30 protein-coding genes are annotated in these 26,171 nt (G+C 66.5%); 19 read left to right on the forward strand and 11 right to left on the reverse strand.

The window, feature by feature from the left end:
• Window positions 1-5 precede the first annotated feature (5 nt).
• From ACZYSP_RS08020 to ACZYSP_RS08030, 3 genes are read left to right on the forward strand one after another with little or no spacing between them, the layout of a single operon-like run.
• Window positions 6-395 carry a VOC family protein gene (locus ACZYSP_RS08020; RefSeq protein ID WP_489013565.1) on the forward strand — a complete coding sequence of 130 codons (390 nt, stop codon included), beginning with the start codon at window positions 6-8 and terminating at the stop codon, window positions 393-395.
• Window positions 392-802, forward strand: a complete 411-nt coding sequence (locus ACZYSP_RS08025) for a TfoX/Sxy family protein (protein WP_489013567.1) — start codon at window positions 392-394, stop codon at window positions 800-802. The genes ACZYSP_RS08020 and ACZYSP_RS08025 overlap by 4 nt, the downstream gene beginning before the upstream one ends.
• A complete protein-coding gene (locus tag ACZYSP_RS08030) occupies window positions 799-1,410 on the forward strand; it encodes a 3'-5' exonuclease (RefSeq protein WP_489013569.1) in 612 nt (203 codons plus the stop codon). Before ACZYSP_RS08025 ends, ACZYSP_RS08030 begins: the two co-directional genes overlap by 4 nt.
• A 15-nt stretch (window positions 1,411-1,425) precedes the next feature.
• Here ACZYSP_RS08030 and ACZYSP_RS08035 read toward each other — a convergent pair whose 3' ends face one another.
• Window positions 1,426-2,154, reverse strand: coding sequence for an alpha/beta fold hydrolase (locus ACZYSP_RS08035; protein WP_093051448.1), 729 nt, complete (start codon window positions 2,152-2,154; stop codon window positions 1,426-1,428).
• Between the two features lie 143 nt (window positions 2,155-2,297).
• Here ACZYSP_RS08035 and ACZYSP_RS08040 point away from each other — a divergent pair, with 143 nt between their 5' ends.
• Genes ACZYSP_RS08040 through arsH form a run of 4 tightly spaced genes read left to right on the forward strand, consistent with a single transcriptional unit; the run spans window position 2,298 to window position 5,046 of the window.
• Window positions 2,298-2,615 carry an ArsR/SmtB family transcription factor gene (locus ACZYSP_RS08040; protein ID WP_489013571.1) on the forward strand — a complete coding sequence of 106 codons (318 nt, stop codon included), beginning with the start codon at window positions 2,298-2,300 and terminating at the stop codon, window positions 2,613-2,615.
• The gene (locus ACZYSP_RS08045; RefSeq protein WP_354337770.1) at window positions 2,609-3,892 is read left to right on the forward strand and encodes an arsenic transporter; all 1,284 of its coding nucleotides are present in this window, start codon (window positions 2,609-2,611) and stop codon (window positions 3,890-3,892) included. Before ACZYSP_RS08040 ends, ACZYSP_RS08045 begins: the two co-directional genes overlap by 7 nt.
• A gap of 19 nt (window positions 3,893-3,911) precedes the next feature.
• The gene (arsC, locus tag ACZYSP_RS08050; RefSeq protein ID WP_489013574.1) at window positions 3,912-4,343 is read left to right on the forward strand and encodes an arsenate reductase (glutaredoxin); all 432 of its coding nucleotides are present in this window, start codon (window positions 3,912-3,914) and stop codon (window positions 4,341-4,343) included.
• Window positions 4,327-5,046 carry an arsenical resistance protein ArsH gene (gene arsH, locus ACZYSP_RS08055; RefSeq protein ID WP_489013576.1) on the forward strand — a complete coding sequence of 240 codons (720 nt, stop codon included), beginning with the start codon at window positions 4,327-4,329 and terminating at the stop codon, window positions 5,044-5,046. Before arsC ends, arsH begins: the two co-directional genes overlap by 17 nt.
• An 8-nt stretch (window positions 5,047-5,054) precedes the next feature.
• On the opposite strand, the gene ACZYSP_RS08060 is transcribed toward arsH, so the two are convergent.
• A complete protein-coding gene (locus tag ACZYSP_RS08060; RefSeq protein ID WP_489013578.1) occupies window positions 5,055-6,014 on the reverse strand; it encodes an AraC-like ligand-binding domain-containing protein in 960 nt (319 codons plus the stop codon).
• Window positions 6,015-6,233: 219 nt separating this feature from the next.
• On the opposite strand from ACZYSP_RS08060, the gene gnd reads away from it, so the two are divergent.
• Both gnd and ACZYSP_RS08070 read left to right on the forward strand, forming a co-directional pair.
• Window positions 6,234-7,661, forward strand: a complete 1,428-nt coding sequence (gnd, locus tag ACZYSP_RS08065; RefSeq protein ID WP_489013580.1) for a decarboxylating NADP(+)-dependent phosphogluconate dehydrogenase — start codon at window positions 6,234-6,236, stop codon at window positions 7,659-7,661.
• Window positions 7,662-7,665: 4 nt separating this feature from the next.
• Window positions 7,666-8,223 carry a GNAT family N-acetyltransferase gene (locus tag ACZYSP_RS08070; protein ID WP_489013582.1) on the forward strand — a complete coding sequence of 186 codons (558 nt, stop codon included), beginning with the start codon at window positions 7,666-7,668 and terminating at the stop codon, window positions 8,221-8,223.
• A 3-nt stretch (window positions 8,224-8,226) separates the two neighbouring features.
• Here ACZYSP_RS08070 and ACZYSP_RS08075 read toward each other — a convergent pair whose 3' ends face one another.
• The gene (locus ACZYSP_RS08075; RefSeq protein ID WP_093077792.1) at window positions 8,227-8,754 is read right to left on the reverse strand and encodes a thioesterase family protein; all 528 of its coding nucleotides are present in this window, start codon (window positions 8,752-8,754) and stop codon (window positions 8,227-8,229) included.
• Window positions 8,755-8,811: 57 nt separating this feature from the next.
• Here ACZYSP_RS08075 and ACZYSP_RS08080 point away from each other — a divergent pair, with 57 nt between their 5' ends.
• On the forward strand, window positions 8,812-9,306 hold the full coding sequence (locus ACZYSP_RS08080) for a MarR family winged helix-turn-helix transcriptional regulator (protein WP_093051472.1): 495 nt from the start codon (window positions 8,812-8,814) through the stop codon (window positions 9,304-9,306).
• On the opposite strand, the gene ACZYSP_RS08085 is transcribed toward ACZYSP_RS08080, so the two are convergent.
• Window positions 9,296-9,802: a gluconokinase gene (locus tag ACZYSP_RS08085; protein WP_489013585.1), complete on the reverse strand. Its 507-nt coding sequence runs from the start codon at window positions 9,800-9,802 to the stop codon at window positions 9,296-9,298. The genes ACZYSP_RS08080 and ACZYSP_RS08085 overlap by 11 nt on opposite strands.
• Before the next feature lie 109 nt (window positions 9,803-9,911).
• Here ACZYSP_RS08085 and ACZYSP_RS08090 point away from each other — a divergent pair, with 109 nt between their 5' ends.
• The 3 genes from ACZYSP_RS08090 (at window position 9,912) to ACZYSP_RS08100 (ending at window position 15,965) form a co-directional block, all read left to right on the forward strand.
• Window positions 9,912-13,127, forward strand: a complete 3,216-nt coding sequence (locus tag ACZYSP_RS08090; RefSeq protein ID WP_489013587.1) for an efflux RND transporter permease subunit — start codon at window positions 9,912-9,914, stop codon at window positions 13,125-13,127.
• An 85-nt stretch (window positions 13,128-13,212) separates the two neighbouring features.
• On the forward strand, window positions 13,213-14,478 hold the full coding sequence (locus tag ACZYSP_RS08095; protein ID WP_489013590.1) for an efflux RND transporter periplasmic adaptor subunit: 1,266 nt from the start codon (window positions 13,213-13,215) through the stop codon (window positions 14,476-14,478).
• Window positions 14,475-15,965: an efflux transporter outer membrane subunit gene (locus ACZYSP_RS08100; RefSeq protein ID WP_489013592.1), complete on the forward strand. Its 1,491-nt coding sequence runs from the start codon at window positions 14,475-14,477 to the stop codon at window positions 15,963-15,965. The genes ACZYSP_RS08095 and ACZYSP_RS08100 overlap by 4 nt, the downstream gene beginning before the upstream one ends.
• 24 nt (window positions 15,966-15,989) lie before the next feature.
• On the opposite strand, the gene ACZYSP_RS08105 is transcribed toward ACZYSP_RS08100, so the two are convergent.
• The 6 genes from ACZYSP_RS08105 to ACZYSP_RS08130 form a co-directional block, all read right to left on the reverse strand.
• Window positions 15,990-16,913: a LysR family transcriptional regulator gene (locus ACZYSP_RS08105; RefSeq protein ID WP_489013594.1), complete on the reverse strand. Its 924-nt coding sequence runs from the start codon at window positions 16,911-16,913 to the stop codon at window positions 15,990-15,992.
• A gap of 28 nt (window positions 16,914-16,941) precedes the next feature.
• A complete protein-coding gene (locus tag ACZYSP_RS08110; protein WP_093051487.1) occupies window positions 16,942-17,301 on the reverse strand; it encodes a hypothetical protein in 360 nt (119 codons plus the stop codon).
• Window positions 17,302-17,349: 48 nt separating this feature from the next.
• Window positions 17,350-17,745 (reverse strand): roadblock/LC7 domain-containing protein, encoded by a 396-nt coding sequence (locus tag ACZYSP_RS08115; protein WP_093051489.1) that lies wholly within the window; start codon window positions 17,743-17,745, stop codon window positions 17,350-17,352.
• Window positions 17,742-18,284, reverse strand: a complete 543-nt coding sequence (locus ACZYSP_RS08120; protein ID WP_489013596.1) for a GTP-binding protein — start codon at window positions 18,282-18,284, stop codon at window positions 17,742-17,744. The genes ACZYSP_RS08115 and ACZYSP_RS08120 overlap by 4 nt, the downstream gene beginning before the upstream one ends.
• Complete coding sequence (locus tag ACZYSP_RS08125; RefSeq protein WP_093177200.1) at window positions 18,281-18,955, reverse strand: hypothetical protein; 675 nt, start codon at window positions 18,953-18,955, stop codon at window positions 18,281-18,283. Before ACZYSP_RS08125 ends, ACZYSP_RS08120 begins: the two co-directional genes overlap by 4 nt.
• A 429-nt stretch (window positions 18,956-19,384) precedes the next feature.
• Window positions 19,385-20,317: a LysR family transcriptional regulator gene (locus ACZYSP_RS08130; RefSeq protein ID WP_426389414.1), complete on the reverse strand. Its 933-nt coding sequence runs from the start codon at window positions 20,315-20,317 to the stop codon at window positions 19,385-19,387.
• A 311-nt stretch (window positions 20,318-20,628) separates the two neighbouring features.
• Here ACZYSP_RS08130 and ACZYSP_RS08135 point away from each other — a divergent pair, with 311 nt between their 5' ends.
• A complete protein-coding gene (locus ACZYSP_RS08135) occupies window positions 20,629-21,183 on the forward strand; it encodes a MarR family winged helix-turn-helix transcriptional regulator (RefSeq protein WP_093051513.1) in 555 nt (184 codons plus the stop codon).
• On the opposite strand, the gene ACZYSP_RS08140 is transcribed toward ACZYSP_RS08135, so the two are convergent.
• Window positions 21,180-22,274 (reverse strand): PA0069 family radical SAM protein, encoded by a 1,095-nt coding sequence (locus tag ACZYSP_RS08140; protein ID WP_093051516.1) that lies wholly within the window; start codon window positions 22,272-22,274, stop codon window positions 21,180-21,182. The two genes, ACZYSP_RS08135 and ACZYSP_RS08140, sit on opposite strands and share 4 nt — an antisense overlap.
• Before the next feature lie 120 nt (window positions 22,275-22,394).
• On the opposite strand from ACZYSP_RS08140, the gene ACZYSP_RS08145 reads away from it, so the two are divergent.
• The 5 genes from ACZYSP_RS08145 to ACZYSP_RS08165 all read left to right on the forward strand — a co-directional run bounded on the left by ACZYSP_RS08145 (window position 22,395) and on the right by ACZYSP_RS08165 (window position 26,168).
• Complete coding sequence (locus ACZYSP_RS08145; protein WP_440532042.1) at window positions 22,395-22,988, forward strand: GbsR/MarR family transcriptional regulator; 594 nt, start codon at window positions 22,395-22,397, stop codon at window positions 22,986-22,988.
• Window positions 22,989-23,049: 61 nt separating this feature from the next.
• Window positions 23,050-23,472: a thiol-disulfide oxidoreductase DCC family protein gene (locus ACZYSP_RS08150; protein WP_489013600.1), complete on the forward strand. Its 423-nt coding sequence runs from the start codon at window positions 23,050-23,052 to the stop codon at window positions 23,470-23,472.
• A gap of 35 nt (window positions 23,473-23,507) precedes the next feature.
• Window positions 23,508-24,464 (forward strand): SAM-dependent methyltransferase, encoded by a 957-nt coding sequence (locus ACZYSP_RS08155; protein ID WP_489013602.1) that lies wholly within the window; start codon window positions 23,508-23,510, stop codon window positions 24,462-24,464.
• A gap of 43 nt (window positions 24,465-24,507) precedes the next feature.
• Window positions 24,508-25,542 carry an SRPBCC family protein gene (locus ACZYSP_RS08160; RefSeq protein ID WP_440532045.1) on the forward strand — a complete coding sequence of 345 codons (1,035 nt, stop codon included), beginning with the start codon at window positions 24,508-24,510 and terminating at the stop codon, window positions 25,540-25,542.
• A complete protein-coding gene (locus tag ACZYSP_RS08165; RefSeq protein ID WP_489013605.1) occupies window positions 25,539-26,168 on the forward strand; it encodes a DUF4166 domain-containing protein in 630 nt (209 codons plus the stop codon). Before ACZYSP_RS08160 ends, ACZYSP_RS08165 begins: the two co-directional genes overlap by 4 nt.
• Window positions 26,169-26,171 lie beyond the last annotated feature (3 nt).

Consider the following 26,171-nt stretch of genomic DNA (forward strand, 5'->3'; position numbering starts at 1 on the left):
TGCCCATGCGTATCGACCACATCGCACTCTGGACCACCGATCTCGAACGCTGCAAGCGCTTCTATGTCGACTACTTCGGCGCCACCGCCGGCGCGGGTTATGTCAACCCGGCCAAGGGCTTCGCCTCGTGCTTCCTGAGCCTGGGCGACGGCGCGCGCATCGAGGCCATGACCACGAGCACGCTCTCGCCCGTGGCGGCCGAAGCCGGCGCGCAGCGCATGGGCTGGACGCACCTGGCGATCAGCGTGGGCTCAGACGCTGCGGTCGACGAACTCACGCAGCGCCTGAAGGCCGACGGCTACCCGCTGCTCGACGGCCCGCGCCGCACCGGCGATGGCTACTACGAGAGCGTGGTGCTCGACCCGGACGGCAACCGCATCGAGATCACCGCATGAGCGAATTCGTCGAAAGCCTGCACGAAACCTTCGAGCGGCTCGGCCGCATCGAAACGCGCCGCATGTTCGGCGGCCACGGCATCTGGCACGAAGGCCGCATGATCGCGCTGGTCGCCAAGGACACGCTCTACCTCAAGGCCGATGCCGAGAGCGCCGCGCATTTCGACAAGCTGAACCTGCCGCCCTTCACCTACGTGCGCCAGGGCAAGTCAATGCCGATGTCGTACCGGCAAGCCCCGGCGGATCTTTTCGAAGACCGCGAGGAAGCCGCCCTGTGGGGCCGCCTTGCATATGAAGCAGCGCTGCGCTCGGGCCAGCCACCGAAGCCGAAGAAAACACCCGCAAAGAAAGCCGCAGTGAAGAAAACCTCAGTGAAGAAAAAGACAGCGAAAGCAGCCTCCCGGTGAGCGAGAACCCCAAGCTCCCTCCCCTGCCCGAGCGCGAACAGATCGCGCTGCTCGAACCCTTCGAAGGCCTCGGCCTGAAAGACATCGTGGTCGTGCAGACACTGCAAGATGCAGAACGTGCCGCCGCCATGCTGCTCACCGCGGGCATCGCCGGCTTCGACACCGAATCCAAGCCCACCTTCGCAAAGAACGAGGTGTCGGGCGGCCCGCACGTGGTGCAGTTCTCCACGCGCGACACGGCGTGGCTGTTTCAGCTTCACCGCACCGAGTGCAACCCGGTGGTGGCCGCGCTGATCGCCTCCACCGAGCTGCGCAAGGTCGGCTTCGGCCTGTCGGGCGACCTCACGTTGATCCGCAACCGGCTCAACATCGAGCCGAAGGCGGTGTTCGACATCGACAACGAATTCCGCCATCGCGGCTACCGCAAGTCGGTCGGCGTGAAGGCGGCGGTGGCTCTGGTGTTCAACCGCCGCTTCATCAAGTCGCGCAAGGCGACCACTTCGAACTGGGCCAACAAGCAACTCACCGAGGCGCAGATCCGCTATGCCGCGAACGACGCCTATGCGTCGATCCGCGTGTACGACGCGCTCTTCAGCAGCAGCAACTGACCGATCGAAACGGGGTCAGTCGCGCCCCGCTTCCAGGATCGCCTGCGCGAGCCTCTGGGGGTTCGAGAAGAACATCTCGTGGCTGCCGGGGCACTCCACCAGCCGGAACAGGCCCAGCCGCTCCGACAGGCGCGGATGCCACGGCATGCCGTGCGGCAGTGCGGTGTCCTGCAGGCAGTTGACGTACGACTTGCCCAGCGCCAGCGCAGCCAGCGGCTGCTGCAGCCTGATCTTGTCGGTAAAGGTGCGGTACGGATGCGGGTTGAGCTTGCCGTAGGCGGCCGTCGCGGTCGCCAGGTCCGCATCGTTGATGAAGGCTTCGCGCCAGATCTCGAAGGGCAAGGTCACGGCATTGCCGTTGGCCTCCGCGACGGCGTCGAACATCGTCACGTAATGCGGCGGCACCATGTCGTTGAGCGATTCGCCATCGAGCGGCACGAAGGCGTTGATGTACACCAGCCGCTTCAGCCGCGGCGCAATGCGATCCGCCACGCCCGAGATCACCATGCCGCCGTAGCTATGGCCCACGAGGCGCACCTGCGTGAGATTCTTTTCCTCGATGTAGCGCACGGCGGAAGCGATGGCGTCTTCCAGGCCAATGCTGGAGCGATCGTCGCCGGGGTTGTTGCCAGCGAGCGTCGGGCAATACACGGTGTGCCCTGCTGCGCGCAGGCCGTCGGCCACGGCTTCGATTTCTGCGCCGGTGTGCCAGGCGCCGTGGACGAGAACATAGGTGTCGGACATGGTGGGTGTGTCTCCTTTTGTTTGTGACGGAGCACGACTGTAAGGAACATCGGTGACTTGCGCATGGCCGATGTGTGCCAGCGCGATGGCCGATTCGCGCCAGTCGTGTTGCTTCGATTCAATTATTCAACGATACTTGAATTATGGAAGAAAACGAAGTTGTCCGATCCCTTGCCGCACTGGCGCAGCCCGTTCGCCTGCGAGTGTTTCGCGCGCTGGTGGTGGCAGGCCCCGCCGGACTCACGCCCGGCGCGCTGACCGAAGCGCTCGAGGTGCCGGCCACGGGCCTGTCGTTCCATCTCAAGGAGCTCGTGCATTCGGGGCTTGTCTCGCAGGAGCGGCAGGGCCGCAACCTCATCTACCGCGCGGCGTTCGAGCAGATGAATGGACTGCTGGCCTACCTCACCGAGAACTGCTGCGAGGGAGAAACCTGCGCTGTCGGATGCCCGCCGACATGCTGAGCGCCGTTGCGATCTTCGTCTTCACGCTCGTGCTGGTGATCTGGCAGCCGCGCGGGCTGGGCATCGGCTGGAGCGCCTCGCTCGGCGCCGTCATCGCGCTATTGCTCGGCGTGGTCCAGCTGTCCGACATCCCCGTCGTCTGGAGCATCGTGTGGAACGCAACCGCCACCTTCATCGCCGTGATCGTCATCAGCCTGCTGCTCGACGAAGCGGGCTTCTTCGAATGGGCCGCGCTGCACGTGGCGCGCTGGGGCGGCGGAGGCGGGCGGCTGCTGTTCGCGTTCATCGTGCTGCTGGGCGCCGCTGTGTCGGCGCTGTTCGCCAACGACGGCGCGGCGCTGATCCTTACGCCCATCGTGATGGCGATGCTCGTGGCGCTGGGCTTCTCGCCGGCCACCACGCTCGCCTTCGTGATGGCGGCTGGCTTCATCGCCGACACGGCCAGCCTGCCGCTGATCGTCTCGAACCTGGTGAACATCGTGTCGGCCGACTTCTTCCGCATCGGCTTCGGCGAGTACGCCTCGGTCATGTTCCCCGTGAACATCGCGGCGGTGCTCGCGAGCCTGCTGGCGCTGATGCTTTTCTTTCGTCGCGACATCCCGGCAAGCTACGACGCGACCCAACTCAAGGCGCCTGCGGATGCGATCCGCGACCCCGCGACCTTCCGCGCGGGCTGGGTCGTGTTGGTGCTGCTGCTCGTCGGGTTCTTCGGGCTGGAGCCGCTGGGTGTGCCGGTCAGCGCGGTGGCCGCCTTCGGCGCGGTCGTGCTGCTGGCTGTTGCAGGGCGCGGCCCGGTGATCGGCATTCGCGGGGTACTGCGCGGCGCGCCCTGGCAGATCGTGATCTTCTCGCTGGGCATGTACCTCGTGGTCTACGGGCTGCGCAACGCCGGCCTGACCGGCTACATAGCCTCGCTGCTGAATGTGTTCGCGCAAGGCGGCGTCTGGGGTGCGGCGATGGGCACGGGCTTTCTCTCGGCGCTGCTCTCGTCGGTCATGAACAACATGCCTACCGTGCTGGTGGGCGCGCTGTCCATCGACGCGTCGAGCGCGAGCGGCGCGGTGAAGGAAGCGATGGTCTACGCCAACGTGATCGGCTGCGACCTCGGCCCGAAGATCACGCCTATCGGCAGCCTCGCCACCCTGCTCTGGCTGCACGTGCTCGCGAAGAAGGGCATGGCGATCGGCTGGGGCTACTACTTCAAGGTCGGCATCGTGCTGACCCTGCCCGTGCTGCTGGTCACCCTGGCTGCACTGGCGCTTCGACTGAGTCTTTGAAACCCGACACCACACTTCCATGAACGACATCACGATCTATCACAACCCCGACTGCGGCACGTCGAGGAACGTGCTCGCGCTGATCCGCAACACAGGCGACGAGCCCACCGTCATCGAGTACCTGAAGACCCCGCCCGATCGCGCGACGCTGAAGCAGCTGATCGCGGCAATGGGCATGCCGGTGCGCGAGGTCATGCGCCGCAAAGGCACGCCTTACGACGAACTCGGCCTCGACGATGCGAAGTGGAGCGACGATGAGCTGATCGGCTTCATGCTGCAGCACCCGATCCTCATCAACCGGCCGATCGTGGTGACGCCGCTCGGCACGCGGCTGTGCCGGCCTTCGGAAGCGGTGCTCGACATCCTGCCGCGGCCGCAGCAAGGCGCCTTCTCCAAGGAAGACGGCGAGGCCGTCATCGACGCAAAGGGCCAGCGTGTCGTCAAGCCCTGAACTGCCGAACATCGACGCCGGGCATTTCCACCGGCCGGACCTGCGGCAACTGCTGCCCACGGAGCGCGCCACGCACGCGCCGCGCATCCTGTTGCTCTACGGCTCGGTGCGCGAGCGCTCCTACAGCCGGCTGCTCACCGAAGAAGCCGCGCGGCTGCTCCAGGCCCTGGGCGCGGAGCCGCGCATCTACGACCCGCGCGGCCTGCCCCTGCCCGACGACGCGCCGGAAGACCATCCGAAAGTGCAGGAGCTCCGCGACCTCGCCCAATGGTCCGAGGGCATGGTGTGGACTTCACCCGAACGCCACGGTGCCATGACCGGCATCATGAAGGCGCAGATCGATTGGATCCCGCTGTCCGTCGGCTCGGTGCGGCCCACGCAGGGCAAGACGCTTGCGGTGATGGAAGTGTCGGGCGGCTCGCAGTCGTTCAACGCCGTGAACCAGCTGCGCGTGCTCGGCCGCTGGATGCGCATGCTCACCATCCCCAACCAGTCGTCGGTGGCCAAGGCTTTCCTCGAGTTCGAGGAGAACGGCCGCATGAAGCCCTCGCCGTATTACGAGCGAGTGGTCGACGTGATGGAAGAGCTGGTCAAGTTCACGCTGCTCACGCGCGACTGCGCGGGCTACCTTGTGGACCGCTACAGCGAGCGGCGCGAGAGTGCGGAGGCGCTGTCGAAGCGGGTCAACCTGCGCAGCATCTGAGCGACGGCTCAGTGCCGCGAGCGGCGCAGCTCACCCGGCGTGGCGCCCAGATGCCTGCGGCACTGGCGAACGAAGTGCGAGGCATCGGTCAGCCCCACGCGGAAGCCGATCTCCGCGATGCCCAGGCGATCGAAGCGTGCATCGGCCAGCATGCGCCGCGCCGCCTGCATGCGAAAGCCCGCCAGCGCGGTGGCGAAGGTGGTACCGCCTTCGCCCAGGCAGCGGTGCAGGCTGCGCTCCGAAATGCCCAGCTCGCGCGCCACGCCCGCGGCCGTGAGGCCCGGCTCTGCATGGCGCTCGCGCGTGGTGTCGAGCACGCGGCGGCGCAGCGCGGCGCGCCCTTCGCTCCCGGACTCTGAAGGGCTGTGCCCCGTGGCCAGTGCCAGCAGGCTACCGAGCTGGTCGCCCAGCAACGCCGCCGGCAGTGGCGGCTTTGCTGCCATCTGCGGTGTCAGCTGCCGCACGAAGCTGCACAGCACGCCGCCCCACCCCGCCTGCCCGTCGATGCGCCGCGCCACCTGGTCACCCGCGTCGGGAATCCATGCATCGACCCAGGCGGTCGGCAGTTCGAGCGAAATGGTGTCGGCCGATTGCAGCAGGTGAAATTCGTAGCGCCGGCGCGAGTCGACCAGCACCGCATCGCCGGGCAGCAGCCGCGCGGAACGGCCGTCCTGCACGGCCACCCAGGCCGAGTCGGTCTTGCACAGCAGGTAGAAGTAGTTGTTGCGGCTGTGGGCGATGGCGCGGCGCGTGCGGTAGACGTCCTGTGCGCTGCCGCGCACCTGGTTGACGACGATGGGGCCGAGCGGCGCGGATTCGAGCGTGGCGCCGAAGCTGCCGGCCACCGGGCTGGTCACATCCATCTCCAGGAAGCCCTCGCAGACCGCGCCCACCCAGTAGTCCAGCCGCTGCGCGGGCGGCACGGCGTCGGTGGACCAGCGGTGGATGGTGTCGATGGCTTCGCTCATTGAAATACCTTCGTGCTTCGCACTGCGGTGCGAGCTTGCTTGGGGCGGCCCGGCGCGGCGCTCATGCGCGCCAAACATACCCAAGCCATGCCCGCTTGCCAAGCGGGTATAGACCGTCTCCGACGCCACCCTGCGCCCGGCACCGGCAAAATGACCCGCGAACCAACCCGTGCGCGGGACATTCCGGCGCACGCACATGAAAGAAGGGCAAGACGGGTCATGAGCAGCAACAAGCAAAGCGATTTCGGACTGATCGGCCTGGCCGTGATGGGCCAGAACCTCGTGCTGAATGTGGAAAGCCGCGGCTTCCAGGTCAGCGTGTACAACCGCACCGAGGCCACCACCGAAGCCTTCATTGCCGCCAACCCCAGCAAGAAGCTGGTCGGCGCGAAGACGCTGGAAGAGTTCGTGCAGAGCCTGGCCAAGCCTCGCAAGATCCAGATCATGGTGAAGGCTGGCGCGCCGGTCGACCAGGTGATCGAGCAGCTCATTCCGCTGCTGGACAAGGACGACATCGTCATCGACGGCGGCAACAGCCTCTACACCGACACCGAGCGCCGCGACGCATACCTGAGCAGCAAGGGCCTGCGCTTCATCGGCGCAGGCGTGTCGGGCGGCGAGGAAGGCGCGCGCAAGGGGCCGTCGATCATGCCGGGCGGGCCGCTTTCCACCTGGGAGGTGATGAAGCCGATCTTCGAGAGCATCGCGGCCAAGGTGGACGGCGAGCCCTGCGTCATTCACATCGGCCCGGGCGGCGCCGGCCATTACGTGAAGATGGTGCACAACGGCATCGAGTACGGCGACATGCAGCTGATCTGCGAGGCCTACAGCCTGTTCAAGGCGGCCGGCTTCAGCACCGACGAGATGGCCGCCATCTTCAACGAGTGGAACGACGGCGAGCTGCAGAGCTACCTGATCCAGATCACCGCCAAGGCGCTCGAACAGAAAGATCCGGAGACGGGCAAGCCCATCGTCGACGTGATCCTCGACAAGGCTGGCCAGAAGGGCACTGGCCAGTGGACGCTGATCAACGCGGCCGAGAACGCGGTGGTCATCAGCACCATCAACGCGGCCGTGGAGGCGCGCGTGCTGTCTTCGCAGAAGAAGCAGCGCGTGGCGGCCAGCAAGCTGCTGCAGGGGCCGAAGATCGAGCTGTCGGTCGAGAAGAAGGCGCTGGTGGCCAAGGTGCACGACGCGCTCTATGCGTCGAAGGTCATCAGCTACACGCAAGGCTTCGACCTCATCAAGACCATGGGCGACAAGAAGAACTGGGGCCTCGACCTGGGCGGCATCGCGTCGATCTGGCGCGGCGGCTGCATCATTCGCGCGCGCTTCCTGAACCGCATCACCGACGCCTTCCGCACCGACCCTGCCCTGGGCAACCTGATGCTCGACCCGTTCTTCAAGGACCTGCTGAACCGCACGCAACAGAACTGGCGCGAAGTGGTGGCGCTGGCGGTGAGCAACGGCATTCCTGTGCCGGCCTTCAGCGCCTCGCTGGCCTACTACGACAGCTACCGCACCGAGCGCCTGCCGGCGAACCTGCTGCAGGCTCAGCGCGATTTCTTCGGCGCGCACACCTACGAGCGTACCGACAAACCCGAAGGCCAGTTCTTCCACACGGACTGGCCCGAAGTGATCGGCTGATGCCATGCCGGCCCTCGACTACCCCAGCCACCTGGTCGAGGACTGGCAACTGCGCGACGGTACGCCGGTGCGGATCCGCCCGATCCGCGCCGACGATCTGGCCATGCACACGGCCTTCGTGGACGGCCTCTCGAAAGAAACGGGCTACCACCGCCTGCTGTCGCCGCGAAAGCCGCAGCCCGACGAGCTGTGGCGCATGACGCACATCGACTACGACCACGAACTCGCGCTCATCGCGACGACCGAGGTCGATGGCGTGGAGCAGCAGATGGGCGTGGTGCGCTACGTGCGCGGCGAAACGCCCGAGACGGCGCACGTCGCCGAATTCGCCGTCGTCGTTGCAGATGCATGGCAGCACCACGGCGTTGCCCACAAGCTCATGCGCAGGCTGATCGACGCGGCCGCGACAGCCGGCGTAAAGCAGCTGGCGGACATCACGCTCTACGACAACAACGGCATGCTGGCGCTGGCGCGCAAGCTGGGCTTCAAGCTGCAGCGCGATCCGGGCAACCCGAACGTCACGCGGCTGCGCCTGGCGCTCGATGCGCCGCCAACGCGCTGAGCCTTACCAGGCCGCATTCATCACGCCCTGCTCAGCCGCTATCCAGTCGCGCACCGGCAACGGCAGTGCATGCGCCGGCGGCACGAGCCCCATGGCCGCATACGACTCCTGGTTCGGCACCAGCCCGCCGCGCCCCACGGCTGCGCCCTTCATGTAGCCGGCCGCGCACACCCTGTCGCCACGCACGAACTCGAAGCGCATGTAGTTCCAGTGCTGGTCGGTGGCGTCGAGCCGAAAGCGCAGCGTGTACACCTGAAAGGGGTTGAGCCCGCGCCGGTAGCTGATGAGCGAGCCGCCGGACATCGGCCTCCAGCCCTGGCGCAGCATAGCGGTTGCGAAGCCGGTGCGCACGAAGTATTCGACCAGCATCAGGTCGACCACCGTCAGGTAGCGGCCGTTGTTCATGTGGCCGTTGATGTCGAGGTCGTTCGGCAGCACGCGCAGTTGCCGCTCCAGCGTGTCGCCCGGCGCAAGGCGCGGTGCACGCCAGGCGCGCAGCAAGGTCATCAGCAAGCGCAGGTAGAGATTCATGGACAGCCTAGAATTGGTTCAATTCAGAACATTCTAGTTCAAGACTGAACCATCTCGATGCCCGCAGCAAAGTCCTCCAAGCCCGGCAAGACCGACAAGGCCCCCTCCTCGCCCCACGGCACGGCCGCATGGCTGGCGGTGGTGCGGGCCTACAACCTCTGCGATGCGGTGATGACGGCACGGCTCGCCGCCATAGGCCTGCGCGTGGGCGAGCACGAGGTGCTGGCCACCATCGCGACCACGCCGGGCATCACGCAGCAGGCGCTGGCCGCGCGCTGCTTCGTGGCGAAGAGCGGCGTCAGCATGCTGCTCACGCAGATGGAGGCCAGGGGCTGGGTGCGGCGCGACAGCGATGGCGCCGACGCGCGCGTGCGGCGCCTCACGCTCACCGACGACGGCATGGCAATGGCGCAGAAGTGCCTGGCGGTTCAGGCGGAGATGGTGACCGCGATGGTCGCGCCGGCCACGCGCGACGAACTGGACGCAGTGGCCGACGTGATGGGCCGCGTGGCCACCACGCTCGAAGGCATGCGCGCCGAACTCAAGGGCTGACCAGCCACGCCTTCACGGCCCCCACCGACTGCGCCAGCGGCGCCGTCGCATCCACTGCGAGCACACCCGCCTCTCCCACCGGCGACTCCAGCGTGGCGAACTGGTTGGCTACGAGGCTGGCGGGAAACATGTGCTCCCCCGCCCCGGCCCGCGCGGCCACGCGGCGCTCGGCCTCGGCCCGCTCGATTGCCATGAACACGAAGCGCAGCCCCGGCGCGGCCGCGCGCAGCTGCTCGCGGTAGATGCGCTTGAGCGCCGAGCAGGTCAGCACCGCGCCCTGCGGTGCATCGGCCAGCGCGCGGCCCAGCGTTGCAAGCCAGCCCGCGCGATCGGCGTCGGTCAGCGCGACGCCGTGGCTCATCTTCTCGACGTTGGCCGGCGGATGGTGGTCGTCGCCTTCTATGAGCGGCAGGTCGAGGGCGGTGGCCAGCGCCGCGCCCAGGCTCGATTTGCCGCATCCCGAAACGCCCATCACTACCAGCCAGACCCTGTCCATATGCACCCTTTTGGTAAAGCGCCACACCCTATTTAACGGAGTCGGCAAACTTAAATCTACTTCCTTATGATGCAAAACCTTTTTCCGTCGGAAGCAGAGAGCCCCCTCCATGGTCCAGCTTGCGTTGCGTCGTCCGTACACCTTCATCGTCATGGCGATGCTGATCGTGCTGGCCACGCCCTTTGTCCTCGCACGCATGGCGACCGACATCTTCCCGGAAATCAACATACCGGTGGTCAGCGTCATCTGGAACTACACCGGCCTGCCGGCGCAGGAAATGGGGCAGCGCATCTCGGGGCAGGTGGAGCGCGGGCTGACCACCACGGTGAGCGACATCGAGCACATCGAATCGCAATCGCTGGCGGGCGTATCGATCATCAAGGTGTTCTTCCAGCCCACGGCCAATATCGAGATGGCCATCTCGCAGGTGGTGGCCTCGATGCAGGCGCAGGTACGGCAGCTGCCGCCGGGCATCACGCCGCCGCTGGTCATCAAGTATTCGGCCTCCAGCGTGCCGGTGATCCAGCTGGCGCTGTCGAGCCCCACGCGCTCTGAAAACTCGCTGTTCGACTCCACCGTCAACCAGCTGCGCCCGCAGCTCATCACGGTGCCGGGCGCGGCCATTCCGTTTCCCTACGGCGGCAAGAACCGGCTGATTTCGGTCGACCTCGACACCCAGGCGATGCAGGCGCGCGGCCTCTCGCCGGCCGACGTGGTGAACGCGGTGAACACGCAGAACCTGATTCTTCCGTCGGGCACGGCCAAGTTCGGCGCCACCGAATACAACGTGAAGATGAACGGCTCGCCCGACGCCATCGCGGGCTTGAACGACCTGCCGATCCGCACGGTGAACGGCGCCACCACCTACCTGCGCGACGTGGCCTACGTGCGCGACGGCTTCTCGCCGCAGACCAACGTGGTGCGCCAGGACGGCGTGCGCGGCGTTCTGCTGTCGGTGCTGAAGAACGGCGGCGCCTCCACGCTGGACATCGTCTCCAACATCCGCGCCATGCTGCCCATCGCCGCGCAGACGATGCCGGAAGACATCAAGATCACGCCGCTGTTCGACCAGTCGGTGTTCGTGAAAGCGGCCGTCAAGGGCGTGGTGTTCGAAGCCATCCTGGCCGCCGCGCTCACCGCCGCGATGGTGCTGCTGTTTCTCGGCAACTGGCGCAGCACGCTGATCATCGGGCTGACCATTCCGCTGTCGATCCTGGCGTCCATCCTGGTGCTGTACTCGCTGGGCGAAACGCTCAACCTCATGACGCTGGGCGGGCTGGCGCTCTCGGTGGGCATCCTGGTCGACCAGGCGATCGTGACCATCGAGAACATCGAGCGGCACCTGCACATGGGCACGCCGCTGAAAGAGGCCATCGAGGTCGGCGCGGGCGAGATCGGCTCGGCGGCCTTCGTCTCCACGCTGTGCATCTGCATCGTGTTCGTGCCGATGTTCTTCCTCTCGGGCGTGGCGCGCTTCCTGTTCGTGCCGCTGGCCGAAGCTGTGGTGTTCGCCATGCTGGCTTCCTACCTGCTTTCGCGCACGCTGGTGCCGACGCTGGTGATGCTGCTGATGGGCGGCTCGCACGGCGGCGGCCATGCACCGGCGGAAGGCGCGAAGCAGAGCGCCCTGCAGCGCCTGTACCGCGCCTTCGACCGCCGCTTCGAACGCGTACGCCGCGCCTACACGCTGGTGCTGTCTGCGGTGCTGTCGAAGCGTGCCGGGTTCATCGGCCTGTTCCTCGGCTTCTGCCTGCTGTCTTGCCTGCTCTACCCCGCGCTGGGGCGCGACTTCTTCCCGACCGTCGATGCCGGCCAGATCCGCCTGCACCTGCGTGCGCCCACCGGCACGCGCATCGAGGAGACCGCTCGCCTCACCGACCAGGTGGAGGCCGCCATTCGCGAGCTGGTGCCGCAGGACCAGCTTGAAACCATCCTCGACAACCTGGGCGTGCCCAACAGCGGCATCAACCTGTCTTACAGCAATGCCGGCACCATCGGCACCTTCGACGGCGAGCTGCTGCTGTCGCTGAAAGAGGGCCATAAGCCGACCGAGCAGTTCGTGTCGCTCCTGCGGGCCGAACTGCCAAAGCGCTTTCCGGGCATCGAGTTTTTCTTCCAGCCGGCGGACATCGTCACGCAGATCCTGAACTTCGGCCTGCCCGCGGCCATTGACGTGCAGTTCAGCGGCAACGACATGGCCGGCAACGCCCTGCGCGCGGCCGAACTGACCAAGGCGATCCGCCAGATTCCGGGCGCGGTCGACGCCCACGTGCACCAGCGGCTCGACGGCCCGGCGCTGAGCCTGCAGATGGACCGCACGCGGCTGCAGCAGTACGGCCTGACCGCCTCCAACGTGGGGCAGAACGTGCTCATTGCGCTGTCGGGCAGCTCGCAGACGGCACCGGCCTTCTGGCTGAACCCGGTGAACGGCGTGGTCTACAGCATCGCGGTGCAGACGCCGCAATACACCGTCGACTCGCTCGACTCGCTGCTGAACATTCCGGTTGGTGCGGGTGCAGGCGCAGCAACGGGGGGAACCGGCGCGCAGCAGCTGCTGGGCAACCTCGTGAGCACGCAGGCCGATCGCCAGCCGGCCGTGATGTCGCGCTACAACATCGCGCCGGTGATCGACGTGTACGTGAGCGTGCAGGGCACTGACCTCGCCAGCGTGGCGTCGAAGGTGCAGAAGCTGGTCGACGAGATGCGGCCCAAACTCTCGCGCGGCAGCCGGGTCGAGATCCGCGGGCAGGTGCAGACCATGCAGTCGTCGTTCATAGGCCTGGGCGTCGGCCTCGCGATGGCGATCGTGCTGGTGTACCTGCTGATCGTGGTCACCTTCCAGTCATGGCTGGACGCGGCCATCATCATCACCGCCCTGCCGGCCGCGCTGGCGGGCATTGCGTGGATGCTGTTCATCACCGGCACCACGCTGAGCGTGCCGGCGCTGACCGGCGCGATCATGACCATGGGCGTGGCCACGGCCAACTCGATTCTTCTGGTGTCGTTCGCGCGCGAGCGGCTGCAGGCGGGCATTCCGCCGCTGTCGGCCGCACTGGAAGCCGGCGCCACCCGTATCCGGCCAGTGCTGATGACGGCGCTGGCGATGATCATCGGCATGATCCCGATGGCACTGGGCCTGGGCGAAGGCGCAGAGCAGAACGCGCCGCTGGGCCGCGCGGTGATCGGTGGCCTGATCTTTGCCACGGTGTCGACATTGTTTTTCGTACCCGCCGTGTTCGCGGGGGTGCACAGTCGGCTTGCGCACCGCCGGGCAGCCGCATCAACCGCCAGCGGGCGCAACGCCCCAGGAGAACTGAAACTTTGACCCCCACGCTCATTCACTTCGTGTATTCGCTGCCCCCCGAGGGGGCCGCAGCTCGCCTTGGGAGCGGCCCGGCGCCGAGCTGGTCATGACGGAGCAACGCCATTCGGCATTGGCCATCCACCCCATCGCCGTTGAAGAGGGCGAGGGTGAACTGCTGCGCCGCCGGCAGATCGTGCGGCGCACGCGCTGGCTGGTGCTGATCGTGCTGGTGCTGCTGGCTCTCGGTGCGGCGCGCACCGTGTTCGTGCGCATCGCCAACGCTCGCGCGCTCGAAGCGGGCACCAGCGAGCGCGCCAGGCAGTACGTGCAGACCGCCCTGCCCCGCGTGCCCACCACCGGCCAGACGCTGGCGCTGCCGGGCACACTGCAGGGCTTCGTGCAGTCGCCCATTTCGGCGCGCGCCAGCGGCTACCTCAAGCGCTGGACCAAGGACATCGGTAGCCGCGTCGAGAAGGGCGAGCTGCTTGCCGAAATCGAGACGCCCGAAATCGACCAGCAGCTCTCACAGGCCGTGGCCGCGCGCGCGCAGGCCGCCTCGGGGCTGGAGCTGGCGCGCAGCACCGCTGACCGCTGGGAAGCGCTGCGCAAGAAAGACGTGGTTTCGCAGCAAGACCTGGACGAGCGCCGCAGCGCCGTGGCGCAGGCCACCTCGAACGTGGCGGCGGCCGATGCCAACGTGCAGCGGCTCAAGCAGACCGAAGGCTTCAAGCGCGTGGTGGCGCCGTTCGCGGGCGTGATCACGCGGCGCAACGTCGACGTGGGTGACCTGATCGACGCGGGCGCGGGCGGCGGTGCCGGTCGCGCCCTTTTCCTGCTCGCGCAGACCGATCCGCTGCGCGTGTACATCAACGTGCCGCAGGCCTATGCGCAGCTCGTGAAGGCGGGCCAGCCGGTGGTCGTCACGCAGGCCGAACTGCGCGGCCAGAGCTTCAAGGGCCAGGTGGCGCGCACCGCAGGCTCCATCGACACGACCACGCGGATGATGCAGGTCGAGGTGTCATTGCCTAACAAGGACGGCGCGCTGCTGCCGGGTGCCTACGTGCAGGTGTCGCTGCCGCTGGCCGCGAGCCGCACGCTCACCGTGCCGTCGAACGCGCTGCTGTTCCGCGCCGAGGGCACGCGCATCGCGGTGGTCGATGCGAAGGGCCGCGTCGGCCTGCGCGCCGTGACGCTGGGGCGCAACTACGGCGAAAACGTCGAAGTGATCGATGGACTCGAAGGCACAGACCGCATGGTGCTGAACCCTTCGGACTCGCTGGCCGAAGGCGACATCGTGGCCGTCGCGCCCGAAGCGCCGCCGGCCGCCGCAAAGGCTGCCCCGCCCGTCATGCCGAAGAAGGAACCGGCGTGACATTGCGATCGCCAGCCGTTGCAGTGGCCGCTGCGGTGCTCGCGCTCGTCGCGGGCTGCGCGGTCGGCCCCGACTACAAGACACCCGACACGCCCCTGCCCGTCAGCTGGAAGCTCGAAGAGCCCTGGCGCGTGAGCACGCCCAGCGACAGCGCCGACAAGGGCCCGTGGTGGAAGCGCTTCGACGACACCACGCTCGACACATTGCAGGCGCAGGCCCTGGCCGGCAGCCCGACGCTGGTCATTGCCAACGCGCGGCTGGCGCAGGCGCGCGCCGCGCTGGCGTCCAACGCAGCCAGCCAGTACCCGCAGCTGGGCCTCGGCACGCGCGCCTCGCGCCTGAAGATTTCCGCCAACCGGCCGCTGACGAACTACGCGACCGCCAATGCGTCGACAGTGCAGAACGACTTCACGGTCTCTCTGAACGCCAGCTACGAGCTCGACCTCGCGGGCCGCGTGCAGCGCACCGTCGAGGGCGCCTCGGCTTCCGCCGAGCAATCGGCTGCCGACCTGGCCAACACGCGGCTGCTGCTGAGCGCCGACGTGGCCAGCAACTACTTCAACCTGCGCTCGACCGACATCGAGCTCGACGTGCTCTCGCGCTCCATCGGGCTGCAACGCCGCGCGCTTGAGTTGGTCACGGCGCGGCACGACCTGGGCGCGGTGTCGGGCCTCGACGTGGCGCAGCAGCAGGCGCTGCTCGAAACCACGCTGACGCAGGTCGACGTGCTGAAGAAGCAGCGCTCGCAGTACGAGCACGCGCTGGCCACCCTCACCGGCACGCCCGCGCCGAACTTCGCACTGCCGGTGGACCTGCGCGAGATCAAGCCGCCCGCGGTGCCGCTGGGCGTACCTTCGGAAATCCTGCAGCGCCGGCCCGACGTGGCCTCGGCCGAGCGCGCGATGGCCGCGGCCAATGCGCAGATCGGCGTGGCCACCGCGGCCTTCTATCCGAGTTTCATCATCTCGCCGACCGTGGGCGTGGACAGCCGCCTGATCGAGTCGCTGTTCAACGGGCCCAGCCTGCTGTGGTCGGTGGGCGTATCGGCCACGCAGATGCTGTTCGACGGCGGGCGCGTGCGCGCCAACGTCGACTTCGCCAAGGCCGGCTACGACGCCACCGTGGGCAACTACCGCCGCACCGTGCTGACGGCGATGCAGGAAGTCGAAGACGGCATCACCGGCTTGTCGGCGCTCGACAGTGCGACGACGCAGGCGCAGTCGGCCGTGACGGCGGCGCGGCGCGTGCTCGACATGGCGACCAGCCGTTATGAAGGCGGCGCCTCGACGTATCTCGACGTGATCACCGCGCAGCAGTCGCTGCTGACGGTCGAGCGCCAGGCCGCGCAATTGCAGGGGCAGCGGCTGCTGACCTCGGTGTTCCTGGTGAAGGCGCTGGGCGGCGACTGGTGCGGTGCCGACGCGACCGGTGCAACGCCCTCGTCCTGCCCCACCGCCGTCGCAGATCGCTCCGCCAAGGCGGGTTGAACGCGACAGGCGCAGGCGGCGACGCTAGGCAGCCAGCCTGGCTGCGGGCGCCCAATCCTGCTGGCTGAGCCTCTCCATCGCCATGTCGACGAACGTGGACACCGCCTGCGGAACGTACTGCCGGCTGGCGTAGATGACGCTCAGGCCGCGCCCTGCCCGCATGTACTGCGGCAGCACCGGCACCAGCCGGCCGGCCGCCACGTCGGACGCCGTCAGGATCGACGGCAGCGCGGCGATGCCCAGCCCTGCACACGCAGCCTTCAGCAGCACGCCCTGCACGTTGCTGATGAAGCGCCCCCTCACCCGCACGTCTTCTTCCACACCGTCGGGGCCTTGCAAGCGCCAGGTCGAGAGATTGCCGCTGTCCGGTGGCTGCGTCACGCAGTCGTGTTCGAGCAGCTCCTGCAGGCTGCCGGGTGTGCCCCGCGCCGCCAGGTAGGCGGGACTGGCAAGAAGGCCGCCGTAGCTTGCGAAGATCTTGCGGGCCACGAAGCTCGAGTCCTGCAGGGGCCCGCCGCGAAAGGCGACGTCGATGCGATCGCCGATGAGGTCGGCCACGACATCGTCGAGAACGAAGTCCAGCCGCACCCGTGGATGCGCGGCCAGGAAATCGGCAACCCATTCCATCTCGAAAAAATCGAAAAAACTGGCCGGCGCGGCCACGCGTACCAGGCCGCTCGGTTCCTGGCCGCCCTCGACCTGCAGCCGCCCGGCGCCTATCAACGCTTCGACCGCCGGGCCGCATCGTTCCTGGAAAGATTGGCCGGCATTGGTCAGCGCCAGTTTGCGGGTGGAGCGCTGCAACAGCCGGGTGCCCAGGTGCGCCTCGAGTTGCCGGATGCGCCGGCTCACTGTCGCCGACGGCACGCGCAGCTGCCGCGCGGCTTCCGCGAAGCTGCCGAGACGCGCCACTTGCACAAACATTGCGACTTCGTTCAGGTCGAGCACGGAGATTCTTTCTGCCTTTCCGCTGATCTCAGAAGTCCATCAGCTTGTCCACGTCCTGTGTCTTGCGGCGGGCCAGCGCGAGGTTGGCGCGCTGCTTGTCGAGCACGACGTAGAGAAAGACACCCTCCTTCGATGCCGAGGGACGGATGATGTGGTACTGCTTGCCCAGGGTGATCAGGATGTCCTCGATCACGTCGCTCAGGCCCAGAGCCTGCATGGTCTTGAGCTTGGCGCGCACGACTTCCGTGTTGCCGGCGGCGGCAATCTCCATGTCCACGCCCGAACCCACGGCGCCGAGGATCATGCCGCTGCCCGAGTCGACAACGGCGGCGCACATGGCGCCGTCGATGGTGAGGATGTCGTCGAGCGTTTGCTTAATGGATGCCAAGTTGTTCTCCTGTCGGATGGTTGAAAAGGTTGTTGTGGAAATCTGCTGTCATGCCTCGGCCAGGGTCTTGGCGAGTTGAGCGGCCTTGTAGGCCACCAGTGCCGGAACCGCGCTGTCGCGGGCGAGCACGCTGATGACGAGTTCGCCGTCGCGCCGGTGCACGCTGTGGAAAACCGCAAAGCCCGAATCCGTCAGGACCATCACGCTCTGATGGCGGCCGAGGCGTGCCTCTTCGGCGACAACGCCGCTGATCGCCACGATGGAGCTGGCCATGGCAGCCATGCGGGCAGGATCGGCATCGCCGATGGTTGTGGACGCCACGTCGAAACCGTCCACGGTAGCCACTACGGCAGCCGTCACGCCGTTCAGTTCGTCGACCAGTTTCTGCACCTCGCGTTGCGCGTGCGCGGTTGCCGTCCTGGACAAGCCATGTCGAACACTCACTCTGTCTCTCCCTGCATGTCGGCTTCAAGTTGCATCAGCAGCGCGTCGATCAGCAGGATCACGTCGACCCTGCTTCGCACGTCCACATCGAGAATCGGAAACACCCGACCCGTGGACTCGAGTCGTTGCGCGTAGTCGTCGAGGGTCGGCACAGGGTGGCGGTGCATCCGCCCCACGCCGATCACGCAAGGCAAGGTCCGCAGGGCTTCGGCGAAGCCTTGCATGTACATGGACAGGTCGCCCAGCGGGTCGGGCCGGGAGTTGTCCATCAGAACGATCACGCCCAGCGCGTTCCTGACGAGGATCTTCCAGAGAAATTCGAAGCGGGCCTGCCCGGGCGTGCCGAACAGGCGAACGCGGTCCCCGTTGTCCAGCGTGAGCTGGCCGAAGTCGAGGCCCACGGTGGTGCGCTCCTTGTCGATGGCCGCATCGGAGTTCGGCACCTCGGTCATGACCGGCGAGGTTTCGCTCACGCATCCGATCGCGGTCGTCTTGCCTGCCCCCACAGTGCCCGTGAGAAGGATCTTGTATTCCTTCATGACGCTCGCAGGCCCAGCCGGCGGCGAATGCCATCGAGGAGACTTCGCGCGAAGTCGCTGCGGATCGGCCTGTCGGATTGCGGTGTGAACGACGGCGGCAGGGCCTGCTCGACATGCAGCTCCAGCACGCCGGCCGTTCGCAGCGCCTGCAGGAACGCGGCGCACTGGGTGAATGGAAGCTGGCTGATCTCGGCCAGCTCACTCGCATTCAGCGCGCGCCGCGCCAGCAGGCTCGCCATGCGGATGTTGTCGAGGTCGTTGCGCAACAGCGTGGCCGGTGGCCAGCGGCGCAGCATGAAGCGGACCGCATCGGAAACCTCGACCTCCAGGGCGGTCTGCTCGTCCAGGGTCGGCCCCGCGGGTCGCGACTCGCGCAGTGCCTGCTCGGTGCTCTTGAGCCAGCGCTGCAGCTTGTCGGCACGTATCGGCCGCTCCAGCGCGTTGGGCTGTCCACCCGAATTCATGCGCGTGAGCCTGAGCACGGCCGCGGCCATGCCGACCACCGTGGGATATTCATGCTCCACGGCGGCGGCATCGACGAGCAGCGCGTCGTACGGCGGCGCGTTGACCAGCTGCCACGGAAAGGCAGCGTCGCTCGCATACAGCCGGACGATCGTCTGGATCACCACGACCTCGGCGACTGGCAACTTGTAGACGCCGAGCCTCAGCATGACCACGTGACGCGATGCCCGAGTCGTTCGAATCCCGGTTGTTTCGCTGCGCTCAAAGACCGTGTGTGCATCCGCTGTCCATCCTTGCAACAAAGAAAATCCGTTCATCTCCAGATCGGAGGAACGACGAAGACGAATGAATTGGCCTGCACCGAAAGACTCGTCCAATTCGAGGCGATCCCGAGATACGCTCCCAACGGAGCGGAAATGGATCAGCAATACGCCGCTCTATCGAGAGATGGCGTGTGACAATTGTTTACGAACTTTGGTACTCTCCGCTAGCACCCGGAATGAAATTCAGCCGCTCAGTTTTCGAGGCAATCCTGATGGCAGCCAATGCAATACGCACCGAATTGGGGCATCCACACCCAATATGGCTCACCCGGCGCCCGCAATTGGGCGAATCGCGAAATGCGATTCACCAATGAATTACGAGATGTCAATTAATGCGGGGGACGACGGTGTCCACTCCTGCAGGCTGAGCTTTTCCACGGCCATGTCGACGAACGCCGAGACTGCCAGCGGCCGCTGCTGGCGGCTGGGGTAGACGACGCTCAAGCCGCGGCCCGCCCGCATGTATTGCGGCAGCACCGGCACCAGCCGGCCAGCCGCCACCTCCGCCGCCGTCAGGATCGACGGCAGCGCGACGATGCCAAGCCCGGCGCAAGCGGCCTCGCGCAGCGCCACTTGCATGTTGCTGGTGAAGGCCCCTCTCACCCGCACTTCTTCCTCCACGTCGTCAGGACCCTGGAGGCGCCAGATGGCGAGATTTCCGGTCTCTGGCGGCTGTGTCACGCACGCGTGCCTGCTCAATTCCTCCAGATCGGCGGGCGCACCATGCGCCGCCAGATAGGCAGGACTGGCAAGAAGCCCCCCGTAGCTTGCAAAGATCCTGCGGGCAACGTAGCTGGAGTCCGGCAGGGATCCGATGCGAAACGCGACGTCGATGCGGTCGGCAATGAGGTCGGCCGTGATATCGCTGAGAACAAAGTCGATTTGCACCAGGGGGTGCGCAGCGAGAAAGGCCGACACCCATTCCATTTCGAAGTATTCGAAGAAGCTGGCCGAGGCGGCCACCCGGATCACGCCGCTCGGCTCCTGGCTATCCGCGACGTGCGATTGACCGGCTTCGATCAGTTCCTCGACCGCCGGGCCGCATCGCTCATGAAAGGTCTGGCCCGCGCTCGTCAGCGTCAGCTTGCGGGTGGAGCGCTGCATCAGCCGGGTGCCCAGGCGCGCCTCCAGCTGCTGGATGCGCCGGCTCACCGTTGCCGATGGCATGCGCAGCTGCCGCGCGGCCTCGGCAAAGCTGCCGAGGCGCGCAACTTGCACGAACATTGCGACTTCGTTCAGGTCGAGCACGGATATTCTTTCTGTGAATGGCGGAAATACAATTCGCTCGCAGCGTTCGGATTTTTCAATTTCTCAATTGCTATCGATCGATAACTGAAATGCAATCACACGGTGCCATTCGGCACAGGCACGATTACATCGACACTGAGCAGAAGCTGACCAATTGACCTTGACGAGTGTTCAAAAAAACCTGCATATCAATACTTACTCCGGCACTATTTATCCTTTGTTGCTTTGTTATAAACAGGCAGTCAATAGTTAATCTAATCAATCACTTGCCGCCAAAGCGGCTTGGCCACAGTTCTTCATTTCCGACTCGCATGCAAGCTTTTCCCAATGCAGATGCCTTGCGCGATCCGCGCTCCCTGGACGACCTGCTCCTGTACCGGCTGTCGCGCGCGGTGCGTGCCTGCAGCGGCATGGCAACCCGCCTGGTCGAGGGCGGCTTCGGCATCACGCATCGCGAGTGGGGAATGATCGGCATGCTCGCGCAGATCGGCGAGATCACCTCCTCCGCATTTGCCGAGCGCCTGCAGCTGGACCGTGTGCGCACTTCGCGCGGCCTGCGCAGCCTCAGCGAGAAGAAACTGGTGGAGCGGCGCCAGGATGCGCAGGACGGCCGCGAAGTACATGTGCGCCTGAGCTCCACCGGCCGCGAGCTCTGCGACGCGCTGTTTCCGCGGGTCGCCCGCCTCAACATGGATCTTCTCGACGGCATCGACGCGGAGCACCTCGACATCTTTCTCGAGTGCCTGCACCGGCTCGAATTGCGCGGCAGGGAACTGAGCGCGCTGGGCGTGGTCCCGGAAAAAGCCGACCGCCGCTCGGGCGGCACGCGCCATCGATGGCCCGAGTGCGCGCCTGAGTACGGCTAGAACAAGTTGCCCTGCCCCGCAGCCCCAGGCGGCCGGAACGCGGTGACATCCAGCGGAATGCGCTCGCGGTTGTAGCCGAGACGGTTCGTGGCCTTCTCGAAGCGCTGGTGGATCAGGTCGGCCCACAGGCCCGAGCCCTTCATGCGCGTGGCGAAGTCGGCGTCGTAGTCTTTGCCGCCGCGCATCTCGTGGATGCGCGCCATGATGCGGTCGGCGCGCTGCGGGTAGTGCAGCATCAGCCATTCCTTGAAGAGCGGCGCCACCTCCCACGGCAGCCGCACCACCGTGTAGAAGGCGCTGCGCGCGCCGGCCTCCCACGCGGCTTCGAGCACCTGCTCCATGTCTTCGGTGACGAAGGGAATCTGCGGCGCCACGCTCACGCCGACCGGCACGCCGGCGTCGGTCAGCGTGCGGATGGTGCGCAGCCGGCGATGCGGCGCGGCGGCGCGCGGCTCCAGCTTGCGGGCGAGTTCGCCGTCGAGCGTAGTCACGGTCACGTATACGGCCACCAGGTGGTCGGCCGCCATGGGCGCGATCAGGTCGAGGTCGCGCTCGATGGCGCTCGACTTGGTGACCAGCGCGAACGGATGCCGCGTTTCCTGCAGCAACTCGATGATCGAACGCGTGAGCCGCAGATCGCGCTCGATGGGCTGGTAGCAGTCGGTGGCAGTGCCGATGGCGATGTAGCTGGGCTTGTAACTCTTGCGCCCGAGCTCGGTGCGCAGCACCTCGACGATGTTGCGCTTGGCGATGAGCTTGGTCTCGAAGTCGAGTCCGGGCGAGAGATTCAGGTAGCTGTGCGTGGGCCGGGCGAAGCAGTAGATGCAGCCATGTTCGCAACCGCGGTACGGATTGAGCGATCGGTCGAAGTAGATGTCGGGCGAGTCGTTCCCGTTGAGCACCGACTTCACGTCCTCGAAGCGCACCTCGGTGGCAATGGGCTGGAGCTCATCGGCCTCGGCCACGCCTTCTTCGAGCGTGCCCCAGCCGTCGTCGAAGGCGTTGCGCTCGTCCTTCGAGAAGCGATGCGCGATATGCGTGGCCGCGCCGCGGCCCTTGATGGCGTGAATGGGGATCCGGGCAGCTGGCATGGCAACTCCTTCGAGGCTTGATTTACTGTTTATTCATACAGTATTCCACTGATTCACCGTTGTCGCCAGTTTTTCAATTTCTCTATTGACAGAAATTTCATAAATCCTAAACTCGACGCCATGGAACTCACCGACATTCAACGCAAGTTCGTCCTGCACTGGGGCGAAATGGGCTCCATGTGGGGCGTCAACCGCACCGTCTCGCAGATCCACGCCCTGCTCTTCGCACACGGCAAGCCGATGAACGCCGAGGAGCTGTGCGACACGCTCGGCGTCGCCCGCTCCAACATCAGCAACAGCCTGAAGGAGCTGCAGGCCTGGAATCTCGTGCGCGTAACCCACACGCTGGGCGACCGGCGCGACTATTTCGAGACCAGCGTCGACGTGTGGGAGCTGTTCCGCACCGTCGTGCGCGAACGCAAGGAACGCGAATTCGACCCCACCGTCCGCGTGCTGCGCGAGCTGGTCTCCAGCCCCGACTTCCAGAAAGAACCGGCCGATGCACAGGACCGCATCCGCTCCACCATGGAACTCATGGACAAGCTCGCCACCTGGGCCGACGAAATGCTGCGGCTGTCGCCCGGCACGCTCGACAAGGTGATGACGCTGGGCGCGAGCGTGCAGAGGTTCGTGCGCGGCGATACCGCTGCGACCGGCAAGGGCGGCAAGGACGAAGACCCGGACGCACACCATGCCAGCCTGCCGATGATCTGAGGCCCCCTTTTTTTGCCCTTCAGTTTCTGTTTTGACAGAAATATCGAGAACCAAAAGCAACATGAGCCACACCGCCCTTCCTGCCTACCCGCTCACGATCTACTTCGACGCAAGCTGCGCGATCTGCTCGGCCGAAATGGGCAGCCTCAAGGCGCGCGATGCGGGGGGGCGACTGCAACTGGTCGACTGCTCGCCAGTAGCATTCAGCAGCGGCCCTGCTCCGCGCGACGCGCTGATGGCGGCCATCCACGTATCGGACGCCGAAGGCCGGGTGTTCGTCGGCGTGCCCGCGATCCGCATCTGCCGCACAGCTGTCGGCTTGTCGAGCGGCAGCTTCCTGCTCGACCTGCCGATCGTCGCGCCGCTGGCCGACCGCGCCTATGCACTGCTGGCCCGCAACCGCTACCGCATTCCGCGCTGGCTGGCCGCAAGGCTGGCCGGGCGTGTCGCGCCTTCCTGCGACGACGGCAACTGCCGCCTCTGAGAACCAACGAACAAGCAACCACCGAGGGAATCGCCATGCCCACCGTCTTCCAGCCCGACTTCCGCGTGCCGCACGAAACGCCCCTGCGCACCCCGGCAAGCCACGCCAGCGCGCCCATCACGACCGAGGACACGCAGGACTACTTCACCGAAGTAGCGACCGACTACAGCGCCTGGAGCCCCAGCTACAACATGCACTTCGGCTTCTGGCGCGTGGGCCTGAACCCGCTGCGGCGCGAAGGCATGCTGGTGGAGATGAACCGCGTGGTCGGCAGTGCGCTGCAGCTCGGCGACGCACAGCCCGGCACCGCGCCACGCCGCTGCGTGATCGACATGGGCTGCGGCGCCGGCGCCACCGCGCGCACGCTGGTCGGCGACGATCCGTCGCTCTACGCCATCACCGTGACCAACGTCGCCGTGCAGAACCGCATTGCCGCGAAGCTCGACGCCGCTGCCGGCGTGGCCGACCGCATGGCGCACCTCGAAGCCGACTACACACGCACCGGCCTGCCCGCCGCGCAGGCCGATGGCGCGTGGGCCGTCGAGAGCGCCTGCTATGCCGACGGCACCGCCAAGGCCGACTTCATCCGCGAAGCCGCACGGCTGCTGAAGCCCGGTGCGCGGCTGGCTGTTGTCGACGGCTTTCTGCTGCGGCCCCGGCCCGGCAGCCTGGCAAGCTGGCTGCACCGCCTGTGGGCCGACAGCTGGGCCGTGCCCACACTGGCCGTGCGCGAAGACTTCGTCGCCGCGCTGCGCGAGCACGGCTTCGACGACATCGAGGTGAAGTCGCTGCGCTGGCGCGTGGCGCCCAGCGCGCTGCACATCCCGGTGCTGGCCACCCGCTTCACGCTGGCCGAGCTCTGGAAGGCGCGCGGCAAGCTCAGCCCGTGGCGGCGCAAGCACATCGTAGCCAGCTACTGCGCGCTCGCGCTGGGCATGTTCTGGCGCGACTTCGACTACTGCATGGTCACGGCGAAGCGCCGCGCCGACTGACAGGACGAACAACACAAGCACAACGAGGAGAAGAGGTTTCCACATGAGCAACGACAACGAAGAAAGCAGGCTCTCCGAGCTCGCCCCCGCCGAGCAGGCCGAGCCCCGGCGTCGCATGCCCTTCGCATGGTTCTGGCCGATCCTGGCGGGCGCGCTCGTCGCGCTGGTGCTGCGTGTCGTCTTCAGCGGCGGGCCTGGCCAGCGCTTCTCCCCGATGCTCGGGTCGTTCGTGTACTTCGTGCCCGCCGTGTGCGGCGCGGTCACGGTGTACCTGGCCGAGCGCATCGAGCGGCGCAGCTGGGGCTACTACCTCTGGGCGCCCTGGGTGGCGACAGCGCTGTTCGTCACCGGCACGCTGGCGGTGTTCATCGAAGGCATCATCTGCGCCATCGTCATCATTCCGCTGTTCGCGGTGATGGGCAGCGTCGGCGGGCTCGCAATGGGCATCGTGTGCCGCATCACCAACTGGCCCAAGCCCGCGCTGTACAGCTTCGCCCTGATGCCGCTGCTGCTCGGCGGCATCGAGCCGCAACTGCCCAACCCGGACCAGTTCTCGAACACCTCGCGCACGCTCTTCATTGCCGCGCCGGCCGAGCGCGTGTGGCACGAACTCAATGCCGCGCGCGACATCCGCCCCGCCGAAGTTGGCGACGCATGGGCCTACCGCATCGGCGTGCCGATGCCGGTGTCTGGGGTGACCGTCGACACGCCCGAGGGCCGCGTGCGCCAGGTGCAATGGCAGAAGAACGTGCACTTCGAAGAAATCGTCACCGAGTGGCAGCCCAACCGCCTGCTGAAGTGGCGCTTTCGCTTCTCGCCCGACTCCTTCCCCGCCGGTGCGCTCGACGATCACGTGATGATCGGCGGCCAGTATTTCGACCTGCGCGACGCCACCTACACGCTGACCCCGCGCGAGGGCGGCACCGAGCTGCGCGTAGAAGTGTCGTGGCGTCTGAGCACGCGCTTCAACTGGTATGCGGACCGGGTCATGCAGATGCTGCTCAATGACGCCTCGGAGAACATCCTGCGCTTCTACAAGGCGCGCAGCGAAGCCACGGCAACGGCGGCAGCAGGATGACGATGCAACCCGTCTTCCAGCAGGCGCTCGGCCCCGCGTGGGACCGGCTCGGCGACGTCATCCGCCGCCACTACACGATGACACCGTTCTCCGGCGACTACGTATGCGTGCGCGGCACGATGAACGAGGTCTGGCACGCCCCCTGGGCCGCGCTGCTGATGCCCTTCGGCCGGCTGTTCGGAGCGCTCGTTCCGCACCAGGGCACGAATGTGCCGATCGAGGTGCACTACCGCTGCCACCCCGACGACGCCAATCTCTACTGGGACCGTGTCTTCCACTTTCCGGGAAAGCCGCCCTTCCATTTCCGCTCGCACATGGAACGCGATGCGAAGCAAGGCAGCGAGGTGATCGAATACGTGCGCTTCGGCATCGGCATGCGCCTGGCGGTGAGCGCAGAAGACGGCGCGGTGGTGTTCCGCGACATGGGCTACATCTGGCGCATCGCGGGGCTGCGCATTCCGCTGCCGCTGGGCCTCTTTCTCGGCACCGCCTATGTCGAGGAGCGGCCCGACCCCGCCGATGCCGACCACTTCACCATGAAGATGCTGCTGCGCCACCGCTGGTTCGGCGACGTGTTCCGCTACAGCGGGCGTTTTCACCTGGGCCCGCGGTTAGGGCCACAATGAGCG

This window comes from Variovorax sp. F042 (assembly GCF_057814215.1).

Bases quoted from the DNA above. Each gene is read 5' to 3' on its own strand.
- ACZYSP_RS08085 (WP_489013585.1), bottom strand. From the start codon at position 9,802: ATGGACAGGGTCTGGCTGGTAGTGATGGGCGTTTCGGGATGCGGCAAA.
- ACZYSP_RS08095 (WP_489013590.1), top strand. From the start codon at position 13,213: ATGACGGAGCAACGCCATTCGGCATTGGCCATCCACCCCATCGCCGTT.
- ACZYSP_RS08060 (WP_489013578.1), bottom strand. From the start codon at position 6,014: ATGAGCGAAGCCATCGACACCATCCACCGCTGGTCCACCGACGCCGTG.
- gnd (WP_489013580.1), top strand. From the start codon at position 6,234: ATGAGCAGCAACAAGCAAAGCGATTTCGGACTGATCGGCCTGGCCGTG.
- ACZYSP_RS08150 (WP_489013600.1), top strand. From the start codon at position 23,050: ATGAGCCACACCGCCCTTCCTGCCTACCCGCTCACGATCTACTTCGAC.
- ACZYSP_RS08165 (WP_489013605.1), top strand. From the start codon at position 25,539: ATGACGATGCAACCCGTCTTCCAGCAGGCGCTCGGCCCCGCGTGGGAC.
- ACZYSP_RS08125 (WP_093177200.1), bottom strand. From the start codon at position 18,955: ATGCTGAGGCTCGGCGTCTACAAGTTGCCAGTCGCCGAGGTCGTGGTG.
- ACZYSP_RS08155 (WP_489013602.1), top strand. From the start codon at position 23,508: ATGCCCACCGTCTTCCAGCCCGACTTCCGCGTGCCGCACGAAACGCCC.
- arsC (WP_489013574.1), top strand. From the start codon at position 3,912: ATGAACGACATCACGATCTATCACAACCCCGACTGCGGCACGTCGAGG.
- ACZYSP_RS08160 (WP_440532045.1), top strand. From the start codon at position 24,508: ATGAGCAACGACAACGAAGAAAGCAGGCTCTCCGAGCTCGCCCCCGCC.
- ACZYSP_RS08035 (WP_093051448.1), bottom strand. From the start codon at position 2,154: ATGTCCGACACCTATGTTCTCGTCCACGGCGCCTGGCACACCGGCGCA.
- ACZYSP_RS08045 (WP_354337770.1), top strand. From the start codon at position 2,609: ATGCTGAGCGCCGTTGCGATCTTCGTCTTCACGCTCGTGCTGGTGATC.
- ACZYSP_RS08040 (WP_489013571.1), top strand. From the start codon at position 2,298: ATGGAAGAAAACGAAGTTGTCCGATCCCTTGCCGCACTGGCGCAGCCC.
- ACZYSP_RS08025 (WP_489013567.1), top strand. From the start codon at position 392: ATGAGCGAATTCGTCGAAAGCCTGCACGAAACCTTCGAGCGGCTCGGC.
- ACZYSP_RS08070 (WP_489013582.1), top strand. From the start codon at position 7,666: ATGCCGGCCCTCGACTACCCCAGCCACCTGGTCGAGGACTGGCAACTG.
- ACZYSP_RS08140 (WP_093051516.1), bottom strand. From the start codon at position 22,274: ATGCCAGCTGCCCGGATCCCCATTCACGCCATCAAGGGCCGCGGCGCG.
- ACZYSP_RS08090 (WP_489013587.1), top strand. From the start codon at position 9,912: ATGGTCCAGCTTGCGTTGCGTCGTCCGTACACCTTCATCGTCATGGCG.
- ACZYSP_RS08020 (WP_489013565.1), top strand. From the start codon at position 6: ATGCGTATCGACCACATCGCACTCTGGACCACCGATCTCGAACGCTGC.
- ACZYSP_RS08080 (WP_093051472.1), top strand. From the start codon at position 8,812: ATGCCCGCAGCAAAGTCCTCCAAGCCCGGCAAGACCGACAAGGCCCCC.
- ACZYSP_RS08075 (WP_093077792.1), bottom strand. From the start codon at position 8,754: ATGAATCTCTACCTGCGCTTGCTGATGACCTTGCTGCGCGCCTGGCGT.
- ACZYSP_RS08120 (WP_489013596.1), bottom strand. From the start codon at position 18,284: ATGAAGGAATACAAGATCCTTCTCACGGGCACTGTGGGGGCAGGCAAG.
- ACZYSP_RS08135 (WP_093051513.1), top strand. From the start codon at position 20,629: ATGCAAGCTTTTCCCAATGCAGATGCCTTGCGCGATCCGCGCTCCCTG.
- ACZYSP_RS08145 (WP_440532042.1), top strand. From the start codon at position 22,395: ATGGAACTCACCGACATTCAACGCAAGTTCGTCCTGCACTGGGGCGAA.